A 17,727-nucleotide genomic window follows, 5' to 3' on the forward strand; every position below is an offset into this window, starting at 1 on the left:
TGAAAAGCATGTTTAATAAAATATTTCTTATCGTAGCGCTTATAGGTGTACCACTTTCTGTACTTGGGAAAACACTTCATTGGCCTCAAACAATTATGTTCGCTGTGTATTGTATTACGATTATCGCATTAGCGGGTTTTATGGGAAGAGCGACAGAAAGTTTGGCAATTGTCTCTGGACCTAGAATAGGCGGATTATTAAATGCTACTTTCGGTAATGCTGTTGAACTAATTATTTCAATTTTTGCACTTCAAGCTGGGTTAATTGAAGTAGTGTTAGCTTCTTTAACGGGTTCTGTACTTGGAAATTTATTATTAGTAGGAGGACTATCCTTCTTTATAGGTGGACTTAAATATAAAAGGCAAAGCTTTAACGTTTACGATGCAAGGCATAATTCAGCTTTATTAATATTTGCTGTTGTAGTAGCTTTTGTTATTCCAGAGATTTTTTCAATGAAGATGGACGCTGGAAAGACGTATCAATTAAGTATCGGTGTTTCTATCATTATGATTATTATGTACCTTGCTGCACTGCTATTTAAGCTCGTTACGCATCGCGGTGTATATCAACATAAAACGGATGAAGTAGCTCATGAGGAAGAACCAGAGTGGTCGAAAGGTAAAGCGCTACTCATTTTAGCAATAGCGACAATTGCGGTAGCTTATGTGTCAGAGGCGCTCGTGCATACATTTGAGACAGTTGCCAAATCATTTGGTTGGTCAGAATTATTTATAGGGGTTATTATCGTTGCAATTGTTGGAAATGCAGCGGAACATGCATCTGCAATTATTATGGCTTATAAAAATAAAGTAAATATTGCAGTTGAGATTGCAATAGGTTCTACATTACAAATCGCCATGTTTGTTGCACCTGTATTAGTACTTCTGTCTATGTTCTTCACGCAAAGGATGCCTTTAGTATTTACAATACCAGAACTTGTTTCTATGATTACAGCTGTTTTCTTAACGATTGCGATTTCAAATGATGGAGATACAAACTGGTTTGAAGGCGGTACTTTATTAGCAGCGTATGTCATTATGGGAATTGGTTTTTATTTATTATGAAAAATAGGCATAACAATTGTGCCCAGAGAAAACAATAAACAAAGTAGTATATATACCTTTACATAGGAAGGAGCCAGACAGGTGAAACGAGTATACAGCATATGTCTTTCAACTATGGTCTCGTTTATTCTATTATTTCCTAACATGAGTTTTGCAAAGACAACGGTAGGAACAAAAATGCCTTCATCTGTTTTAAATATTTCCAAAGACAATACGTTTCCAAATGATGCGCAAGATTTGCCGCGTTTACAGCCGAGTAAGTTTGCTCAAGAACTATTGAAAACAGCAAATATTAAAATTGAAAATCCGGACTTAATTCGAATGTTTAATGAAACGACAATTTCGAATGCGCCGCTTGCGGTAGGGTACCGAGCGAAGATTTATTTAGGTCAATGGGCATTAAATTATGAATCGGTTGATACATCGATTAATTGGGAATATAAACAAGTAAATCGCAATGTGTATGATAATCGCGGAGGAGATCGTCTATATCCGCTACGCTATAAGCAAGAAACGCAAAAGACGATTGAAGGTGATTTGACAGCAGATATGAAAAATACTGCGGATGTGAAAAAAATGATGCTTCTCAAAGCACTTGAAAAAGTACAATTGCCGCTTTCATTTAAAACGACCATTGGTTATGGTACTGGACATGAGCGTGTGTATAATATTAGTCCGAGTCAACTTGGATATTTATACGCTTATACACCAGCAGTAAATGAAAAAGGAAAAGTAACATTTGGAGAAGTGTATCTTGTGTTAAAGGGAAATCAAAAAAGGCTTGTTGTGAAAAATATTACCTCTCAAGGAATTGGAGCGGCAATTCCAATTCATGATCATTTATTCTTTAAATTCATTTCCTCTTCTCACTCGCAATAACATGAAAAAACGTCAGCTTATAAGCTGACGTTTTTTTATAATGTAATGTTTGCTGTTTTTGATAAGAAATCTTCTGTCGGATAGTAGCTGTTTTTTACAAGAACATTTGGTCCAAGGCATTTTACTGCAGGACAGTGACAGCTTAATGATTTTGCTGTTTTTGAGGCACTCCATTTGTCATATGCTTCTTGTAGTGTGTTTGTTTGTACGTTACCTAGAAGGGGAACGTCACCGAAATCAGTTACGATAATATTACCATCAAAAATGTTTACATTTAAGCGTGAACGGCCATCTGGATCGTTACGAACTGTTACATTTTTGCTCTCTTGTAATTTTTTAAATGTGGCAATGTCTCGCTCGTCATCGCTACAAGCATAGAAAGGTAAAGTCCCAAATAACATCCATACATTTTCATCGCGAATATCTAGTAAATGCTCAATTGCATCACGAATTTCAGCTTTTGTTAAAATTTCTAAATTGCTCGCGAAGTCGCTTGGATACATCGGGTGAACCTCATGACGTTTACAGCCCATTTCTTCGACAATTTGACGGTGAATATGTTCCATATGTGGAAGAGTTCTTTTGTTTAACATCGTTTCGGCTGATACGAGTACACCTGCATCTGATAGAGCTTTACTATTTGTAATCATTCGTTCAAATAATTTCGCACGTTGTTCATACGTAGGTTTACGCTCCATCATTGCAAATCCGCCTTCAACGAAGTCATCAATTGTTCCCCAGTTATGAGATATATGCAATACGTCTAAATACGGAATAATTTGTTCGTAACGTGCTAAATCTATAGTTAAGTTTGAGTTGATTTGAGTGCGAACGCCTCGTTCATGGGCATATTTTAAGAGTGGTGTTACATAGTTGTCGACGGATTTCTTTGAAAGCATAGGTTCTCCGCCAGTAATACTTAAAGAACGTAAATGAGGAATCTCATCTAATCGTTTTAATAAAAGATCCATCGGAAGCGGATTCGGGTCTTTCGGCTGTAACGTGTAACCAACAGCGCAATGCTCACAGCGCATATTGCATAACGTCGTCGTTGTAAACTCAACATTTGTTAATAGTAGTTTGCCGTACTCTTCAAGGTCCATATACGCTTCCCATGGATCGTAAGAAGGAGTAATCGGCTTCATTTTTTGTGATATCGTCATATGAAATACTCCTTTGACTATTGAAATAACAATTTGTCCATTCTCTATAATAGAAGAATATGTGCTTTTTATAAAGTGAAACTTTTTTGTGAAAAAAGAGAGAGGGCTTACATTTGAATGGATTACTGTGACAAAATTGATGAAATTACATATCCACAGCAATCATTTTTGCGGTATAATAAAAGCAACTCGAATTAAAAGGAGAGTGCCTTCATGGGAAAAGCAATTCAAGATAAAGACACACAATTAGTATATTTAAAAGAACGTTTAAATATGTTCATTGAAGTAATTGATACAATTGAACCTGAAGAAGTAGAGTTAGAAGATGTAGATCGTCTTCTTGCGATGTTAGATGAATTAGAATTAAAATGTGAGCAATTTAAAAAAGACGAATAATATATTAAAAAGGCTGCCAACTCCAATTTGGTAGCCTTTTTCTGTGCGGATAATAGAAGGACGATAGAAAAAGAGGTATAATCAAGTTGTGAAAAATTTCATTTATGCTTTAATAGCGTGAAACAAATAAAAAGCTGAAGAGCATAACAATGAAATTTTTAGCTCATAACGTTTTGGTAGCGTTCACAATTGAGGGGGAAGTAACAATGGAAAAGCTTCAAGAAAGCATGTATCAACTAATTGTTGAAACGTCAACGAACTTACCGAAAGATGTTCGTCGTGCGATTCAACAAGCGAAAGAGCGAGAAAATGCAGGGACTCGTTCTGCGATGGCACTTGGCACAATTACGAATAATATTAAAATGGCTGATGATAACATCTCGCCAATTTGCCAAGATACAGGGATGCCAACGTTTAAAATTTATACACCAGTTGGTGTGAATCAATTAAAGTTGAAGGAAGCTATCTATAATGCGCTTGAGCGGGCGACAAAAGATGGTAAGCTTCGTCCAAATTCTGTTGATTCTCTTTTTGGAGACAATAGTGGAAATAATTTAGGACCAGGTACACCGGTTATTAAGTTTGAACAATGGGAAAAAGATTATATTGATGCACGTTTAATTCTAAAGGGTGGTGGCTGTGAGAATAAAAATATTCAGTATAGCTTACCGTGTGAATTAGAAGGACTTGGACGAGCTGGCCGTGATTTAGAGGGGATTCGTAAATGCCTCCTTCATGCAGTATATCAAGCACAAGGTCAAGGGTGTAGTGCAGGTGTAATTGGTGTTGGTATCGGGGGAGACCGTACATCAGGTTACGAATTAGCAAAAAATCAATTATTCCGTACATTAGATGATGTCAATCCAATCCCAGAGTTACAACAACTTGAAGAGTACGTATTAGAAAATGCGAATAAGCTTGGAATTGGTACGATGGGATTTGGCGGAGAAACAACTTTACTTGGCTGTAAAATTGGCGTGTATAACCGTCTGCCAGCTAGCTTCTACGTATCTGTTGCGTATAATTGCTGGGCATATCGCCGCCTTGGCGTAACAATCCACCCTGAAACAGGTGAAATTATGGATTGGTTATATCAAGAAGGTGACGATACACTGGAGCAAGATGCACAAGAAAAAACAGAGCAACGTGAGATTGTATTACAAGCGCCAATTACAGAAGAGCAAATCCGTGAACTTCGCGTTGGTGATGTTGTAACAATTAATGGCATGATGTATACAGGTCGTGACGCAATCCATAAGCATTTAATGGATAATGATTGTCCAGTAGATTTAAATGGACAAATTATTTATCACTGTGGCCCAGTTGTCGTGAAAGATGAAAATGACAATTGGCAAATTAAAGCGGCAGGTCCAACGACAAGTATTCGTGAAGAACCATATCAAGGCGATATTATGAAAAAATTCGGTATTCGTGCTGTCATTGGAAAAGGCGGTATGGGTGCGAAAACATTAGCGGCTTTAGATGAGCATGGTGGTGTATATTTAAATGCAATCGGTGGTGCAGCGCAATATTATGCTGAATGTATTAAAGAAGTGAAAGATGTTGATTTCTTACAATTCGGTATTCCAGAGGCAATGTGGCATTTACGTATAGATGGATTTAAAGCAGTTGTAACGATGGATTCTCATGGTAATAGCTTACATGCAGATGTTGATAAAACATCACTTGAAAAATTAGCGAGCTTTAAAGAGCCGGTATTTAAGTAAATAAAAATGCATCTCGAATCATTCGAGATGCATTTTTTTGGTATATATAGAAAAACATGTTCAGCATGAAAGAATGCGCGTCAACAGAAACTACAAGTACGATTATATATGGAAAGGAGACTATTTATGAAATATAAATGGTTATATATCGGTCTCATTTTTTCAATTATGATGGCGCTTGTTCCAGTTTCAACATTAGCTTATACAAATACTCCACATAACTGGGGAATCCCACGCCCTAAAAATGAAACAGTACCAGATGCAGGAAAGTTATATACAGATTTACTACAAAAAAATGGTGGGTTTTATTTAGGGGATACAAAGAAAAAAGATATTTATTTAACATTCGATAATGGGTATGAGAATGGATACACAGGGAAAATCTTAGACGTATTAAAAGAGAAAAAAGTACCGGCAACTTTCTTTGTAACGGGTCATTATATTAAAACACAAAAAGATTTGTTATTAAGAATGAAGGATGAAGGACATATTATTGGAAACCATTCGTGGAGTCATCCAGATTTTACAACGGTAAATGATGCGAAACTTCGTGAAGAATTAACGAGTGTAACAGAAGAGATTAAAAAAGTAACTGGGCAAAAAGAAGTGAAATATGTACGCCCTCCGCGAGGTGTGTTTAGCGAAAGAACGTTGGCTCTTACGAAAGAAATGGGCTATTATAATGTATTTTGGTCACTTGCATTTTTGGATTGGAAAGTGGACGAGCAAAGAGGATGGCAATATGCGCATAATAATGTAATGACGATGATCCATCCAGGATCTGTTTTATTACTTCATGCAATCTCGAAAGATAATGCAGAAGCACTTGCGAAAATCATTGATGATTTGCGCGAGAAAGGGTATCATTTTAAAAGTCTAGATGACTTAGTAAAAAGCAATCAACCGTAAGCATGTATGCTTGCGGTTTTCTCATGCTATAATGATGTGTAAAAAGGATGGGGAAACGTATGTGGAGCGAACATGTTACGTTAGAGTATCCGTATCATTTTGAAGAAGTATTAAAACGTTTATCTTTTGATCCTCTTCACGTCATTCAATTAGATGAGAAAGTCATTTATGTCCCGCTTTGTATAGAAGAGGAACAGATTGTTGTTCGCTTACAAGGGATCGGTACTGTTCAAAATCCACAGTTTTGGATTTCTAGTCAGACAGGAGATCCGGAGAAAGTCATGAAACGAATGAGAGCCATTTTTCATTGGAATGAACCGTTTCAAGATATACAAAACCATTTTTTAAACACATCATTACGCCCACTGTTTGAAACATATGCTTATACTCCAATTATTTTAGAATTTGATTATTTTGCTTGTCTTCTTCGCTGTATCATTCATCAACAAATAAATTTGAAATTTGCTACTGTGTTAACAGAACAGTTTGTGAAACGATATGGAACAGAGAAGAACGGTGTATTCTTTTTCCCCACTCCAGAAATAGTAGCAAATATTTCAATAGAGGAATTGAGAGAGCAGAAGTTTAGTCAGCGAAAGGCTGAATATATAGTAGGATTAGGTCGAAGTATTGTCAGCGGTACATTAGATTTAGCGAGTATAGAAACCAGGGCGGAAGAAGAGGTTTCAGCACAATTGTTACCAATTAGGGGGATTGGTACATGGACAGTGCAAAACTTTTTAATGTTTGGGCTTGGACGGAAAAATATGTTTCCGAAAGCGGACATTGGGATTCAGCGTGCAGTGCAAGGTGTATTTCAATTAGATGATAAACCTGATGATGCATTTTTAGAAAAAGTGAAACAAGAGTGTGAACCATACTGCAGTTATGCAGCGTTATATTTATGGAAAAGTATAGAGTAGAGGTGTAATAATGATACAAAAGCAACATGAGAGTAAGTTGGAAGTTGGTCAAACGTTTCCTGTGACAATTAAACGTCTTGGGATTAACGGAGAAGGCGTTGGTTATTTTAAGAGACAAGTTGTTTTCATTCCAGGAGCATTACCAGGAGAAGAAGTTGTTGCTGAAACAACGAAAATTCAGCGTGGCTTCGCTGAAGCGAAAGTGAAAAAAGTTCGTAAAGCTTCACCACATCGTGTGAAAGCACCATGTCCGGTATATGAAGAATGTGGCGGTTGTCAGCTGCAACATTTAGATTATAAAGAACAATTAAATCAAAAGCGTGATATCGTTGTACAAGCATTTGAGAAGTATATGAACAACAATTTGGAAGAGAAAATTCGTCCAACACTTGGTATGGAAAATCCATGGCATTATCGTAATAAGAGTCAATTACAAGTGGGACGTAAAGACGAAAAGGTTATTACAGGGCTGTATAAGCAAAACTCACATCAGTTAATCGATATTGCTCATTGTATGATTCAACATAAAGCAACGAATGAAGCGACAAAAGTTGTAAGACGTATATTAGAAAAATTAAATGTTTCTATTTACAATGAGAAAAAACAAAAAGGTTTAGTACGCACAATTGTGACACGTACTGCAGTTCAAACAGGGGAAGTACAAGTTACGCTTATTACAACAAAAGAAGAATTACCAAATAAAGATCAATTTATCGCAGAAGTACAAAAACAGATGCCAGCTGTTAAATCAATTATGCAAAACGTAAACTGGCGTAAAACATCTGTTATTTTCGGCGATAAAACATTTAAATTAGCTGGAAAAGAAGTAATTCAAGAAACACTAGGTGATTTATCATTTGAATTATCAGCACGTGCATTCTTCCAGTTAAATCCAGAACAAACAGTTGTTTTATACGATGAAGCGAAAAAAGCAGCTGCTTTAACAGGCGATGAGAAAATTGTAGATGCGTATTGTGGTGTTGGTACAATCGGTCTTTGGCTTGCAAATGATGCAGCGGAAGTACGTGGTATGGATGTAATTCCAGAAGCGATTGAAGATGCAAGAAAAAATGCGAAGCGTCACGGATTTACAAATACGAAATATGAAGCAGGTAAAGCCGAACAATGGTTACCGAAATGGGTAAAAGAAGGATGGCGTCCAGATGTAATTGTTGTCGATCCACCTCGTACAGGTTGCGATGATAAATTACTGGAAACAATTTTAAAAGTGAAACCAAAACAAGTTGTTTACGTATCTTGTAATCCTTCTTCATTAGCACGTGATGTACAAGCATTAATGAAGAGTTATGAAGTGGAATATGTACAACCAGTGGATATGTTCCCGCATACAGCTCATGTAGAAAATGTAGTGAAGCTTGTTAGAAAGTAAAGTTTATTCATATTCCCTCACGATATGAGGGAATATTTTCTATGAAGGAGAGTAAAATGAATAATTATAAATTAACGATTCAGTACGATGGTGCACGTTTTAAAGGCTGGCAACGTCTCGGTAATAACGATAATACAATTCAAGGGAAAATCGAAAGTGTTATATCTGAAATGGTCGGAAGAGAAATTGAAATTATCGGTTGTAGTAGAACAGACGCTGGTGTACATGCTTTGAATCAAGTTGCTAACTTTCAAAGTGATGAGAAGTTAGTGGAACATAAAGTGAAAAAATATTTAAATCAATATTTACCTAATGATATTAGCATTACGAATGTAGAAGAAGTTCAAGATCGCTTCCATGCTCGTTACAACTCTAAAGCAAAAACGTATCTTTATAAGATTTGGAATGAAGAGCATACAAATCCATTTATGCGTAAATACAGCATGCATGTGAATAAAAAATTAAATGTGAAAAGCATGAAAGAAGCTGCGAAACATTTAGTTGGTTCACATGACTTTACCGCTTTTTCAAATGCGAAATCAAAGAAAAAGTCTATGGTGCGAGAAGTATATACACTTGATGTGATGGAAGAGGCGGGATTTGTACAAATTAGAGTAAGTGGTAACGGATTCCTTCATAACATGGTACGAAAAATTGTTGGAGCATTAATTGAAGTTGGATTAGGACAATTAGATGCAGAAGCAATTCCACAAATTTTAGAGGCTAAACAACGTAATCAAATTAATTGCCTTGCTGATGCGAGTGGTTTGTATTTGGAGAATGTGGAGTTTTAATAATCAGTAAAAAATCGAGCTGTGTAGGCTCGATTTTTTTATGTTTTGGTGTTAAAAAGATTTCTCTTTCTTCATACGTATCTTTAAATTCCAAAAAGCAGCCAGCATAATAGCTGCAAAAGAGCCGCTAATTGTTGCTAGTAGCTTTGCATAAGGATAGGCATTCATATCAATGAGTAGCATCATACATAGAAGGATAGGGAAGAAGGCTAAGTATTGTAATAACTTTAATTTTTTATCATTACTCATATATATCGTTCCTTTCTAGTATGTTATATGTTTATTGTAGCATATTTTTCCAAATAATGATTTGTACTTGGAAGCGGATTCATCCTACATTTGATTAAAGTTTCATTTCATATGTGTAAATGAAGTTTTTTAATCCGATATTGTAAGTTTTGCCTACTCAATCCCAAAAACTTTGCAGCTTGTGAAATATTACCGTGATATTCTTTCAAAATTTGATTGATGTAGTTCTTTTCCATTGCCTCTATTGTGTGCTTTAACGTTTTAGGTGCATCAGCATCGTTATTAGTCAGGGAAGGTTGCATATTGAATTCTTTTTTTATTTGTTCGCGAAAGCGAGTGGGAAGATGAAATGCTGTAATGATATTTTCATCTTCAACTAAATTCATTGAACCTTCAATGATATGTTCCAATTCTCGTACGTTTCCAGGCCAATCATATGCATACAAAAATTCTCTTACATGTACATCTAGATCTGTTACGCCGAGTCTAAATTGAATGTTGTACTTTTCGATAAAGTGCTGCACGAGATCAGGAATATCTTCTTTTCGTTCACGTAAAGGCGGGAGACATAAAGTAACGACGCTTAATCGGTAATATAAGTCTTCCCGTAATCGATTGTGTGTAATAGCTTCAAGAGGATCTTCATTAATAGTTGCTATAATACGAACATCAATTTCTTTTTCTTGTGTGCCTCCGATTCTTCGTATTGTTTTTTCTTGTATAGCTCGCAGTAACTTCGCTTGAAGTGCTGGACTTAACGAATTAATCTCATCTAATAACAAAGTTCCTCCGTTTGCTTCTTCAAATAAACCAGCTTTATCGAGGGCTCCTGTAAATGCACCTCGGTTCGTACCAAATAATAAGCTTTCCATGAGTGTATCAGGTATAGCGGCACAATTTTGTGAAATAAATGGTTTTGTTGAACGCTGACTTTCATTATGAATACTTTGTGCGAATAGTTCCTTTCCGGTACCTGTTTCTCCTACGAGAAGTATGGATGAGGATGTACGAATTACTCGCTTAGCTTCTGTAATGACAGATTGAATAGCGCTAGAATCACCGATAATGTGATCAAAGGTAAACTTATTATTTGGTTTTCGAGAAAGGTTCGTTTTCATTGTTTGTTTGGAGTGGCTAATCTCTGTTGAAATTTCAATAGCGCCTTTAATTTTTCCGTTTTCTATTATAGGGAAAGTATTGTTAATCGTCGTAATTTCTTGCCCTTTATTGTTAAAATACGTTTGTTTTATATTTTTGTTTGTTTTTCCTAATTTTAATGCTTCTATAAGAGTACTATTTTTATTTTCTTCAAATGCGAATACTTCTAAAGGACTTTTATATAGCACATCTGAGCGCTCCATTGATTCAATTTCCATCATTTTGCGGTTATAGATAATCGTTTTACTTTCCTCGTTAATAATATGAATCCCGATATCGAGTTCATTGAGTAAAGTTTCATATAGCATATTCATTTCAATGATCTGTTTAAAATTAATTTCTTCTGTACGCATAGATTATCTTCTCCTCATTTCACCCTACGAAGACTGACTTTTTATAATTTTATTAAAATTCTTATAAAATCGCAAAATTTTTTTGCTATTTTCTTTTTAAAACTTCTCAAATGATAGAAAAATTTTGCGGTTATGAAGATTTTTTTTGGAGAAACCTTCATTTTAAATAGGAATTGGAGATTGGTACGCATTTTGCATAAATAATAGTTGAAGTCTCTAAAGGAGGGATATGCAACGTTTCAATAGCAATTAATAAGAAGGAGGAGTTTATAAAGTGAAGACGGTTATAGAAGGCGTGTATAGTCCTTGTTACGGGAAAGTAGAGAAGTTATTTGTTGCGGAAAATTCTTACGTATACGAGTGGGAGAAATTAGCGTTAATTGAAACAATAGATAAACAGAAAGTAGAAATTAAGGTAGGAATCAGTGGGTATATCGAATCATTAGAAGTAGTAGAAGGACAAGCCATCGCTAATCAAAAGTTATTAATAACAGTGAGGGATGATCTTTTAATAACAGGTAGTGATTAATACTATGTATTTTGCTCTTTTCAATAATTATTCTTATTATGAACAATTTTAAAAACGCTTACATGAAATGAGCTTCCAAAGTGAAAAGGGGGGGGATTTATATGATGGATCAAAACCAAGGGTTAAAACGGGAATTGAAAAGCAGGCATATATTTATGATTGCACTTGGAGGAGTTATTGGTACCGGTCTTTTTTTAGGATCTGGGTATACAATTCATGAAGCTGGGCCTGGAGGAGCGATTGTAGCGTATCTTGTTGGAGGATTTGTTATGTATTTAACGATGCTCTGTCTTGGAGAGTTAGCTGTTGCGATGCCCGACGCAGGATCTTATCAAACGTATGCTACAAAGCACATTTCCCCTGCAGCGGGTTATGTAGTCGGATGGATGTCGTGGCTAAACTGGTCTGCTACGATAGGTATTGAACTGATTGCAGTTAGTATTTTAATGAAACGATGGTTTCCTGATGTACCGTCATGGATTTGGTGTGTAGCGTTTGCGGTGCTTCTCTTTGCTATTAATGCGTTATCTTCAAGAAGTTTTGCAGAAGTTGAATTTTGGTTTGCAAGTATTAAAGTCATTACAATCATTGCATTTATTATTTTGGGCGGGGCAGCGATGTTTGGTTTTCTAGATATGAAAGGAAATGAACCAGCACCGATGTTCTCTAGCTTTACTGATTATGGTGGGTTGTTTCCAAATGGACTATCAGCAATTTTAATTACGATGATTGCAGTTAATTTTTCTTTCCAAGGAACGGAACTAGTTGGTATTGCAGCTGGAGAGAGTGAAAATCCAGAAAAAACAATCCCGAAGGCAATTAATAATACAGTTTGGCGTATACTTGTGTTCTTTGTATTATCTATTTTTATTCTTGCGGGACTATTCCCTTGGCAGCAAGCGGGAGTAATAGAAAGTCCATTCGTAGTTGTATTTGATAAAATTGGTATTCCTTATGCAGCCGATATTATAAATTTCGTTATTATTACAGCGGTTTTATCCGTTGCGAATTCGGGATTATATGCAACTTCTCGTATGTTATGGTCTATGTCTAATCAAGGAATGATTAGTCCAATTTTCGGTAAGTTATCTAAAAATGGTGTTCCTATTTATGCATTGATTGTAAGTACAATTGTAGGGTGCCTTTCATTACTATCAGGTATTTATGCGGAAGATACAGTTTATTTATGGCTACTTTCTATTGCCGGATTTGGGGCAATATTAGTTTGGGCATCTATTGCTCTATCTAACTTATTAGCTAGAAGGTCATATATTAAGCAGGGCGGGGATGTGAAGGACTTGAAATTTAAAACCCCGCTATATCCATTCGTACCACTCCTTGCATTAACATTAAATGTAACAGTTATAGTTGCTATGGCTTTTATCCCAGAGCAAAGAATGGCGTTATATTGTGGAATTCCATTTATGATTGTTTGTTTATTGTTTTACCGTGCGACAAAAAATAAGGGAAGCAAGATAGAACATGTTGAAAAAGTAAGTACAACAGAAGCAGAAAGTTTATAAATATATTAGAAACTTATGCTGAAAAAAGAGACTGTAAAATTGTAAACAGTCTCTTTTTTTGTGACAATAAAGCTGGAAACATACTATGTATGCAAAGGGGAATTAGCGATGAATCAAGAAGTTTCACAGCTATTAGAACAGATTGATCTACGAAAAGATGAGTTATTAGAGCTTACAAAGAATTTAATCCGTCTTGAAACACCGGCACCGCCGGCGAGAAACACAAATGAGGCACAAGAATTTGTTGCGGATTTTCTAAGAAAACGAAATTTTAATGTTGATAAATGGGATGTATATCCGAATGACCCGAACGTTGTTGGGGTGAAAAAAGGAATAGAAAGTGACACACATAAAAGTCTTATTATTAACGGACATATGGATGTAGCTGAAGTGTCAGCAGATGAGGCGTGGGAGACTAATCCGTTTGATCCGTTTATAAAAGATGGTTGGCTAGTTGGACGTGGTGCGGCAGATATGAAAGGTGGACTGGCTGGAGCGCTATTTGCTATTCAGATTTTACAAGAAGCAGGCATTGAATTACCTGGAGATTTAATCTTTCAATCAGTAATTGGGGAAGAAGTTGGAGAGGCAGGTACACTTCAATGCTGCAAAAGAGGTTATGATGCTGATTTTGCAGTCGTAGTGGATACGAGTGATTTACATATGCAAGGACAGGGCGGCGTAATTACTGGATGGATTACTGTGAAAAGCCCCCATACGTTTCATGATGCAACACGCAGGCAAATGATTCATGCTGGAGGACGTTTATTCGGAGCGAGTGCGATTGAAAAAATGATGAAAATTGTGCAAAGTTTACAAGAATTAGAGCGTCATTGGGCAGTGATGAAAACATATGAAGGTTATCCATTTGGAACAACAACAATTAACCCAGCTGTTATTGAAGGCGGACGGCATGCAGCGTTTATTGCGGATGAGTGCCGGTTATGGATAACAGTGCACTTCTATCCAAATGAAACACATGAACAAATAATAAAAGAAATTGAAGAGTATATTGGGAAAGTAGCGGCTGCCGATCCATGGTTAAGTGAAAATCCACCACAATTTAAGTGGGGCGGAGAATCAATGATTGTGGATCGTGGCGAAATTTTTCCTTCTTTAGAAGTAGATAGTGAACATGCAGCAGTAAAAACTCTTAGCTCAGTACACGAATCGATTCTATCTAAAAATGCAATTGTAGATATGTCTGCAACGGTAACAGATGGTGGTTGGTTTAGTGAATTTCATATTCCAGCCGTTATTTACGGACCAGGTATATTAGAAGAAGCTCATTCAATAAATGAGAAAGTTGAAGTAGAACAGTTAATTGAATTTACAAAAGTAATAACAGCATTTATATATGAATGGTGTCATACAAAAAAATAGATTAGTATGTTGAAATCCTACAGGTATGTATACTTGTACGATTTTTTAGTGAACTATTTCAGAGTTGAACAGAAACAACTGAAATAGTTCTTTATTTTTCTATGTCTTTCGTTTTAGTTCAATTAATTTCTCTTTCGCTAATTCAACAGCAATTGCATCATCTAAATAGCCAATTGGAAAGAGATAATCGGGGATAATGTCTGTTGATAAAATGAAATACAATAATGCGCCTCCGAGAACCGCACGTTCCTCATTTGAAGTAGTCTCATTGCAAAATTGTTGATACATATCCGTTAATTGTTCAATAAAAGGGCCAGCGCTATCGATTTGTTCTAATTTACTTGCAAAACTTTCATGAATACGTTTTTCACCTTCTGTTGTTTGAGCATAGCGTTCATAGTTTTCAAGTTCTTGTTTTACGCGCGTTGTTGTATAGTCGAAATCGAATAAGTTAGAGGATTGCAGCGTTTGCTGAATTGTATCAAGAGATGTGTACATATCCGTCTTTTCTTTATTTATGTGAGGAGAATCAGGATACATTTCATCAAATAACAATTGAGGTGGAACTTGCAAACATTCTGCAAATTTTTGTAGATGTTTTTGTTTTGGCGGTTGTTTACCATTCATAATTCTTGAGATTGTTGCGGGATCAATATTTGTATGCATTCCTAATTGGCGCATGGATAAGGCACGTTCTTTTAAAAGTTTTTTTATTAATATACTAAGCCGCTCATTGGGATTTTCTTTAGGCATAGTGAAGGCACTCCTTTTTTATTGTTGAAAGAATGTTGAGCATTTATTACATGTATATGAAACAGACAGGCACAGTTGCTCAACATTTTCATAAGATGCATGGAAAAGTGAGAAAAAGGGGTGGCTGTTTATGAGTACGGCAGGTCTATTTTCAATTTTTTTAATCGGAATTGCTTCTAATTTAGATAATGCAGGTGTTGGGATTGCATATGGCATTCGTAAAATTCGAATTTCGTGGTTTAATAATTTTATCATTGCATTTTTTGGATTTTTATTTACTTTATTAGCTGGATTTTTTGGGAACTGGATTGCATTATTTATTTCAGAGTTTACGGCAAATTTGATTGGGGCAATTGTTTTAGGAATAATTGGAGTGTTTATTTTATGTCAGCCTTTCTTGAGTAAAAAAGAGACCGTAGACTCTAAAGATGATAGTGTACTTATGGAAATTTTACGAGATCCAGAAAAAGCAGATTTTGATGGATCTAAAACAATTAGTTTTTCTGAAGCAATTGTGTTAGGCGTTGCATTGTCTATTAATAATATCGCAGGTGGATTTGATGCTGGGGTAACAAATTTGAATCTGTGGCTTACAGCAACTATTTCTGGGGTGTTTAGTTTTATTTGTATTAGTGGTTTTGCGTATGTAGGAAAACGATTTTTAGCAGCATACTTAGGGAAATGGGCTACTGTTATTGCAGGCGTGCTATTAATTCTTATTGGGATAGATCAGTTATTGTAACATACAATGTTCGAGCATTTCCTCGGAAATACTCGAATGAATGGCATATATCGACATCGAATGTGCAATTACCGAAACGTTACTGTTTATATAAATATGAAAGCACCTACATAGGTGCTTTTTTTAACGTATATCTTCAATTAATTGTTCCGATTCTTCATGCATACTGTATTCACTTAACACTTGAATGCAAAGCCACTTTAATTCTTCGATAGTATGTTCAAGTTCTTCAGGAAGCACATGATGAATGTCTTCAAGTCCCATTCCGAAATGAATGAGTTCAAGTACTTGATCATCGATGTTCCGATCCATTAGTAGTTCAAGCACTTCTAAATTGAATATGTATCGGTGAGCTTCATCGAGTGAAACAACTTTTAACTTCAAGCTTTCTACAATACTCAATATAAAAAGAAGAATTGTTTTTTCAAGAACAGGCTGTTTTTCCATTTGAAATATTAGTTTCATCTTTCACACCTCCACATATAGCGCTAGGTTGTACTATATTATTCAGGAGGGGGGAGCAAATATGCATGATATAGAGAAACTTTCAGTACGGTTTTTGTAAGGGGATGGATAGCTGATAAAGTTGAGGATTTTATGAAATAAAAAAATCCTGCTAGTATAGCAGGATAACTCTGAATTAAAAAATGCTCCAACCTTCTTGAGCAGAAAGAAGTTCAAGAATTTTAAAACCAGCGATACTATTTCCGTTTGCATCTAAAGCCGGTCCGAAAATACCAATTCCCATTTCTCCTTTTACGCAGCCGAAAATGCCACCAGCTACACCACTTTTTGCTGGGATACCAACACGAATTGCAAATTCACCAGACTCGTTATACATACCACATGTAACCATAAATGTTTTACAGATTTTTGTAATATGTTTAGGGATAATTTGTTTTTTCTTATATGGATCATATCCATCCATCGCAAAAATTAAGCCGATACGTGCTAAATCGATACAGTTTACTTCCACTGCACATTGACGAGTGTATAAATCCATAAGTTCTTCGATGTCACAATCGATAATTCCGTTTTGTTTCATATAGTAACAAAGTGAACGATTTAAGTAAGCTGTCTCTAATTCTGAAGTGGCAACTTTAGAAGAATAATTAATAGTAGGATTATCCGTTATTTCACGTATAAAATGAAGGATGCGCTCCATTTTTTCTTCATTATCTTTTCCTGTTAACATACTTGTAATAGCTAGTGCTCCTGCATTAATCATTGGATTAAGCGGCTTAGAAGGACTTGTCGTTTCTAACTTAATAATAGAATTAAATGGATCACCAGTCGGTTCCATTCCAACTTTAGAAAATACATATTCTTCACCACGATCTAAAAGTGCAAGGGCAAGTGTAATTACTTTTGAAATACTTTGAAGAGTAAATAGTGTTTGTGAGTTGCCAGCATGGATGTATTCTGTTTCTTTATGGAAAATGGCAATCCCTAAATCATCTGGATTTGCATTTCCTAGTTCGGGGATATAAGTAGCAAGATTTCCTTTTTTCGTATATGGTTTTACTTGTTCTAACAACTGTTGTAAGTTGTTTGTTTCAATGCACTGCATAGTACCAACGCTCCTATTTCGAATTAACTAAGTTTACTTTTCCCGATATGCTCGGAAATAAATAATAACATGAAAAAGTGGAATGATAAAACGAAAGTTACATGTTATATCGTTCGTCTTTCGTTTGAGTATTCTGTATTAAAAAAGGAGAATTTTCCTTTTATATAACAGTTTGGAAATAGGAGATTTATCCATAAAAAATTCAAAAATAAAAACTACACA

Annotated in this window: 18 protein-coding genes; 12 read left to right on the forward strand and 6 right to left on the reverse strand. The window is 35.7% G+C overall.

The annotated features are described in order from the left end of the window. The first annotated feature begins 8 nt into the window (after positions 1-8). Both cax and KVT31_RS22175 read left to right on the forward strand, forming a co-directional pair. Positions 9-1,064, forward strand: a complete 1,056-nt coding sequence (gene cax / locus KVT31_RS22170) for a calcium/proton exchanger (protein WP_140392328.1) — start codon at positions 9-11, stop codon at positions 1,062-1,064. 81 nt (positions 1,065-1,145) lie between these two features. Continuing rightward, positions 1,146-1,943: a YfkD famly protein gene (locus KVT31_RS22175; RefSeq protein ID WP_088095020.1), complete on the forward strand. Its 798-nt coding sequence runs from the start codon at positions 1,146-1,148 to the stop codon at positions 1,941-1,943. Between the two features lie 35 nt (positions 1,944-1,978). Here KVT31_RS22175 and yfkAB read toward each other — a convergent pair whose 3' ends face one another. Beyond that, a complete protein-coding gene (gene yfkAB, locus KVT31_RS22180; RefSeq protein WP_088095021.1) occupies positions 1,979-3,106 on the reverse strand; it encodes a radical SAM/CxCxxxxC motif protein YfkAB in 1,128 nt (375 codons plus the stop codon). A 213-nt stretch (positions 3,107-3,319) separates the two neighbouring features. Here yfkAB and KVT31_RS22185 point away from each other — a divergent pair, with 213 nt between their 5' ends. From KVT31_RS22185 to truA, 6 genes are all read left to right on the forward strand, one after another. Continuing rightward, a complete protein-coding gene (locus KVT31_RS22185; protein WP_000513558.1) occupies positions 3,320-3,502 on the forward strand; it encodes an SE1561 family protein in 183 nt (60 codons plus the stop codon). A 206-nt stretch (positions 3,503-3,708) separates the two neighbouring features. Further along, positions 3,709-5,229: a class I fumarate hydratase gene (gene fumA / locus KVT31_RS22190; protein WP_088095022.1), complete on the forward strand. Its 1,521-nt coding sequence runs from the start codon at positions 3,709-3,711 to the stop codon at positions 5,227-5,229. 126 nt (positions 5,230-5,355) lie between these two features. Further along, entirely contained in the window at positions 5,356-6,138 is a 783-nt protein-coding gene (gene pdaA / locus KVT31_RS22195; protein ID WP_061676720.1) for a delta-lactam-biosynthetic de-N-acetylase, read from the forward strand. Positions 6,139-6,197: 59 nt separating this feature from the next. Then, positions 6,198-7,061: a DNA-3-methyladenine glycosylase family protein gene (locus KVT31_RS22200; RefSeq protein ID WP_088095023.1), complete on the forward strand. Its 864-nt coding sequence runs from the start codon at positions 6,198-6,200 to the stop codon at positions 7,059-7,061. Between the two features lie 10 nt (positions 7,062-7,071). Next, positions 7,072-8,451, forward strand: coding sequence for a 23S rRNA (uracil(1939)-C(5))-methyltransferase RlmD (rlmD, locus tag KVT31_RS22205; protein WP_076542174.1), 1,380 nt, complete (start codon positions 7,072-7,074; stop codon positions 8,449-8,451). A 56-nt stretch (positions 8,452-8,507) separates the two neighbouring features. Further along, a complete protein-coding gene (truA, locus tag KVT31_RS22210) occupies positions 8,508-9,245 on the forward strand; it encodes a tRNA pseudouridine(38-40) synthase TruA (RefSeq protein WP_088095024.1) in 738 nt (245 codons plus the stop codon). Between the two features lie 51 nt (positions 9,246-9,296). Here the strand turns inward: truA and KVT31_RS22215 are convergent, their stop codons facing one another. Continuing rightward, the gene (locus KVT31_RS22215; protein WP_088095025.1) at positions 9,297-9,494 is read right to left on the reverse strand and encodes a hypothetical protein; all 198 of its coding nucleotides are present in this window, start codon (positions 9,492-9,494) and stop codon (positions 9,297-9,299) included. A 107-nt stretch (positions 9,495-9,601) separates the two neighbouring features. Then, positions 9,602-11,005 carry a sigma-54 interaction domain-containing protein gene (locus KVT31_RS22220; protein WP_088095026.1) on the reverse strand — a complete coding sequence of 468 codons (1,404 nt, stop codon included), beginning with the start codon at positions 11,003-11,005 and terminating at the stop codon, positions 9,602-9,604. Positions 11,006-11,279: 274 nt separating this feature from the next. Here KVT31_RS22220 and KVT31_RS22225 point away from each other — a divergent pair, with 274 nt between their 5' ends. The 3 genes from KVT31_RS22225 to KVT31_RS22235 all read left to right on the forward strand — a co-directional run bounded on the left by KVT31_RS22225 (position 11,280) and on the right by KVT31_RS22235 (position 14,440). Next, a complete protein-coding gene (locus tag KVT31_RS22225) occupies positions 11,280-11,534 on the forward strand; it encodes a biotin/lipoyl attachment domain-containing protein (protein WP_088095027.1) in 255 nt (84 codons plus the stop codon). Positions 11,535-11,635: 101 nt separating this feature from the next. Continuing rightward, a complete protein-coding gene (locus KVT31_RS22230; RefSeq protein WP_088095028.1) occupies positions 11,636-13,057 on the forward strand; it encodes an amino acid permease in 1,422 nt (473 codons plus the stop codon). A gap of 108 nt (positions 13,058-13,165) precedes the next feature. Beyond that, positions 13,166-14,440 carry an acetylornithine deacetylase gene (locus tag KVT31_RS22235; protein ID WP_088095029.1) on the forward strand — a complete coding sequence of 425 codons (1,275 nt, stop codon included), beginning with the start codon at positions 13,166-13,168 and terminating at the stop codon, positions 14,438-14,440. 99 nt (positions 14,441-14,539) lie between these two features. Here the strand turns inward: KVT31_RS22235 and KVT31_RS22240 are convergent, their stop codons facing one another. Beyond that, a complete protein-coding gene (locus tag KVT31_RS22240) occupies positions 14,540-15,193 on the reverse strand; it encodes a DUF1232 domain-containing protein (protein ID WP_088095030.1) in 654 nt (217 codons plus the stop codon). Positions 15,194-15,323: 130 nt separating this feature from the next. Here KVT31_RS22240 and ytaF point away from each other — a divergent pair, with 130 nt between their 5' ends. Continuing rightward, positions 15,324-15,935 (forward strand): sporulation membrane protein YtaF, encoded by a 612-nt coding sequence (gene ytaF, locus KVT31_RS22245; RefSeq protein WP_088095031.1) that lies wholly within the window; start codon positions 15,324-15,326, stop codon positions 15,933-15,935. A 123-nt stretch (positions 15,936-16,058) separates the two neighbouring features. Here ytaF and KVT31_RS22250 read toward each other — a convergent pair whose 3' ends face one another. Continuing rightward, positions 16,059-16,400: a DUF3969 family protein gene (locus KVT31_RS22250; protein WP_000766602.1), complete on the reverse strand. Its 342-nt coding sequence runs from the start codon at positions 16,398-16,400 to the stop codon at positions 16,059-16,061. 175 nt (positions 16,401-16,575) lie between these two features. Continuing rightward, positions 16,576-17,505, reverse strand: a complete 930-nt coding sequence (gene glsA, locus KVT31_RS22255; RefSeq protein WP_088095033.1) for a glutaminase A — start codon at positions 17,503-17,505, stop codon at positions 16,576-16,578. Between the last annotated feature and the right edge of the window lie 222 nt (positions 17,506-17,727).

This window comes from Bacillus sp. GbtcB14 (assembly GCF_019091205.1).
Lineage (GTDB): Bacteria > Bacillota > Bacilli > Bacillales > Bacillaceae_G > Bacillus_A > Bacillus_A cereus_AG.

Bases quoted from the DNA above. Each gene is read 5' to 3' on its own strand.
- KVT31_RS22250 (WP_000766602.1), bottom strand. From the start codon at position 16,400: ATGAAACTAATATTTCAAATGGAAAAACAGCCTGTTCTTGAAAAAACA.
- rlmD (WP_076542174.1), top strand. From the start codon at position 7,072: ATGATACAAAAGCAACATGAGAGTAAGTTGGAAGTTGGTCAAACGTTT.
- glsA (WP_088095033.1), bottom strand. From the start codon at position 17,505: ATGCAGTGCATTGAAACAAACAACTTACAACAGTTGTTAGAACAAGTA.
- KVT31_RS22235 (WP_088095029.1), top strand. From the start codon at position 13,166: ATGAATCAAGAAGTTTCACAGCTATTAGAACAGATTGATCTACGAAAA.
- cax (WP_140392328.1), top strand. From the start codon at position 9: ATGTTTAATAAAATATTTCTTATCGTAGCGCTTATAGGTGTACCACTT.
- KVT31_RS22185 (WP_000513558.1), top strand. From the start codon at position 3,320: ATGGGAAAAGCAATTCAAGATAAAGACACACAATTAGTATATTTAAAA.
- truA (WP_088095024.1), top strand. From the start codon at position 8,508: ATGAATAATTATAAATTAACGATTCAGTACGATGGTGCACGTTTTAAA.
- yfkAB (WP_088095021.1), bottom strand. From the start codon at position 3,106: ATGACGATATCACAAAAAATGAAGCCGATTACTCCTTCTTACGATCCA.
- ytaF (WP_088095031.1), top strand. From the start codon at position 15,324: ATGAGTACGGCAGGTCTATTTTCAATTTTTTTAATCGGAATTGCTTCT.
- pdaA (WP_061676720.1), top strand. From the start codon at position 5,356: ATGAAATATAAATGGTTATATATCGGTCTCATTTTTTCAATTATGATG.
- KVT31_RS22215 (WP_088095025.1), bottom strand. From the start codon at position 9,494: ATGAGTAATGATAAAAAATTAAAGTTATTACAATACTTAGCCTTCTTC.
- KVT31_RS22220 (WP_088095026.1), bottom strand. From the start codon at position 11,005: ATGCGTACAGAAGAAATTAATTTTAAACAGATCATTGAAATGAATATG.
- KVT31_RS22240 (WP_088095030.1), bottom strand. From the start codon at position 15,193: ATGCCTAAAGAAAATCCCAATGAGCGGCTTAGTATATTAATAAAAAAA.
- fumA (WP_088095022.1), top strand. From the start codon at position 3,709: ATGGAAAAGCTTCAAGAAAGCATGTATCAACTAATTGTTGAAACGTCA.
- KVT31_RS22200 (WP_088095023.1), top strand. From the start codon at position 6,198: ATGTGGAGCGAACATGTTACGTTAGAGTATCCGTATCATTTTGAAGAA.
- KVT31_RS22230 (WP_088095028.1), top strand. From the start codon at position 11,636: ATGATGGATCAAAACCAAGGGTTAAAACGGGAATTGAAAAGCAGGCAT.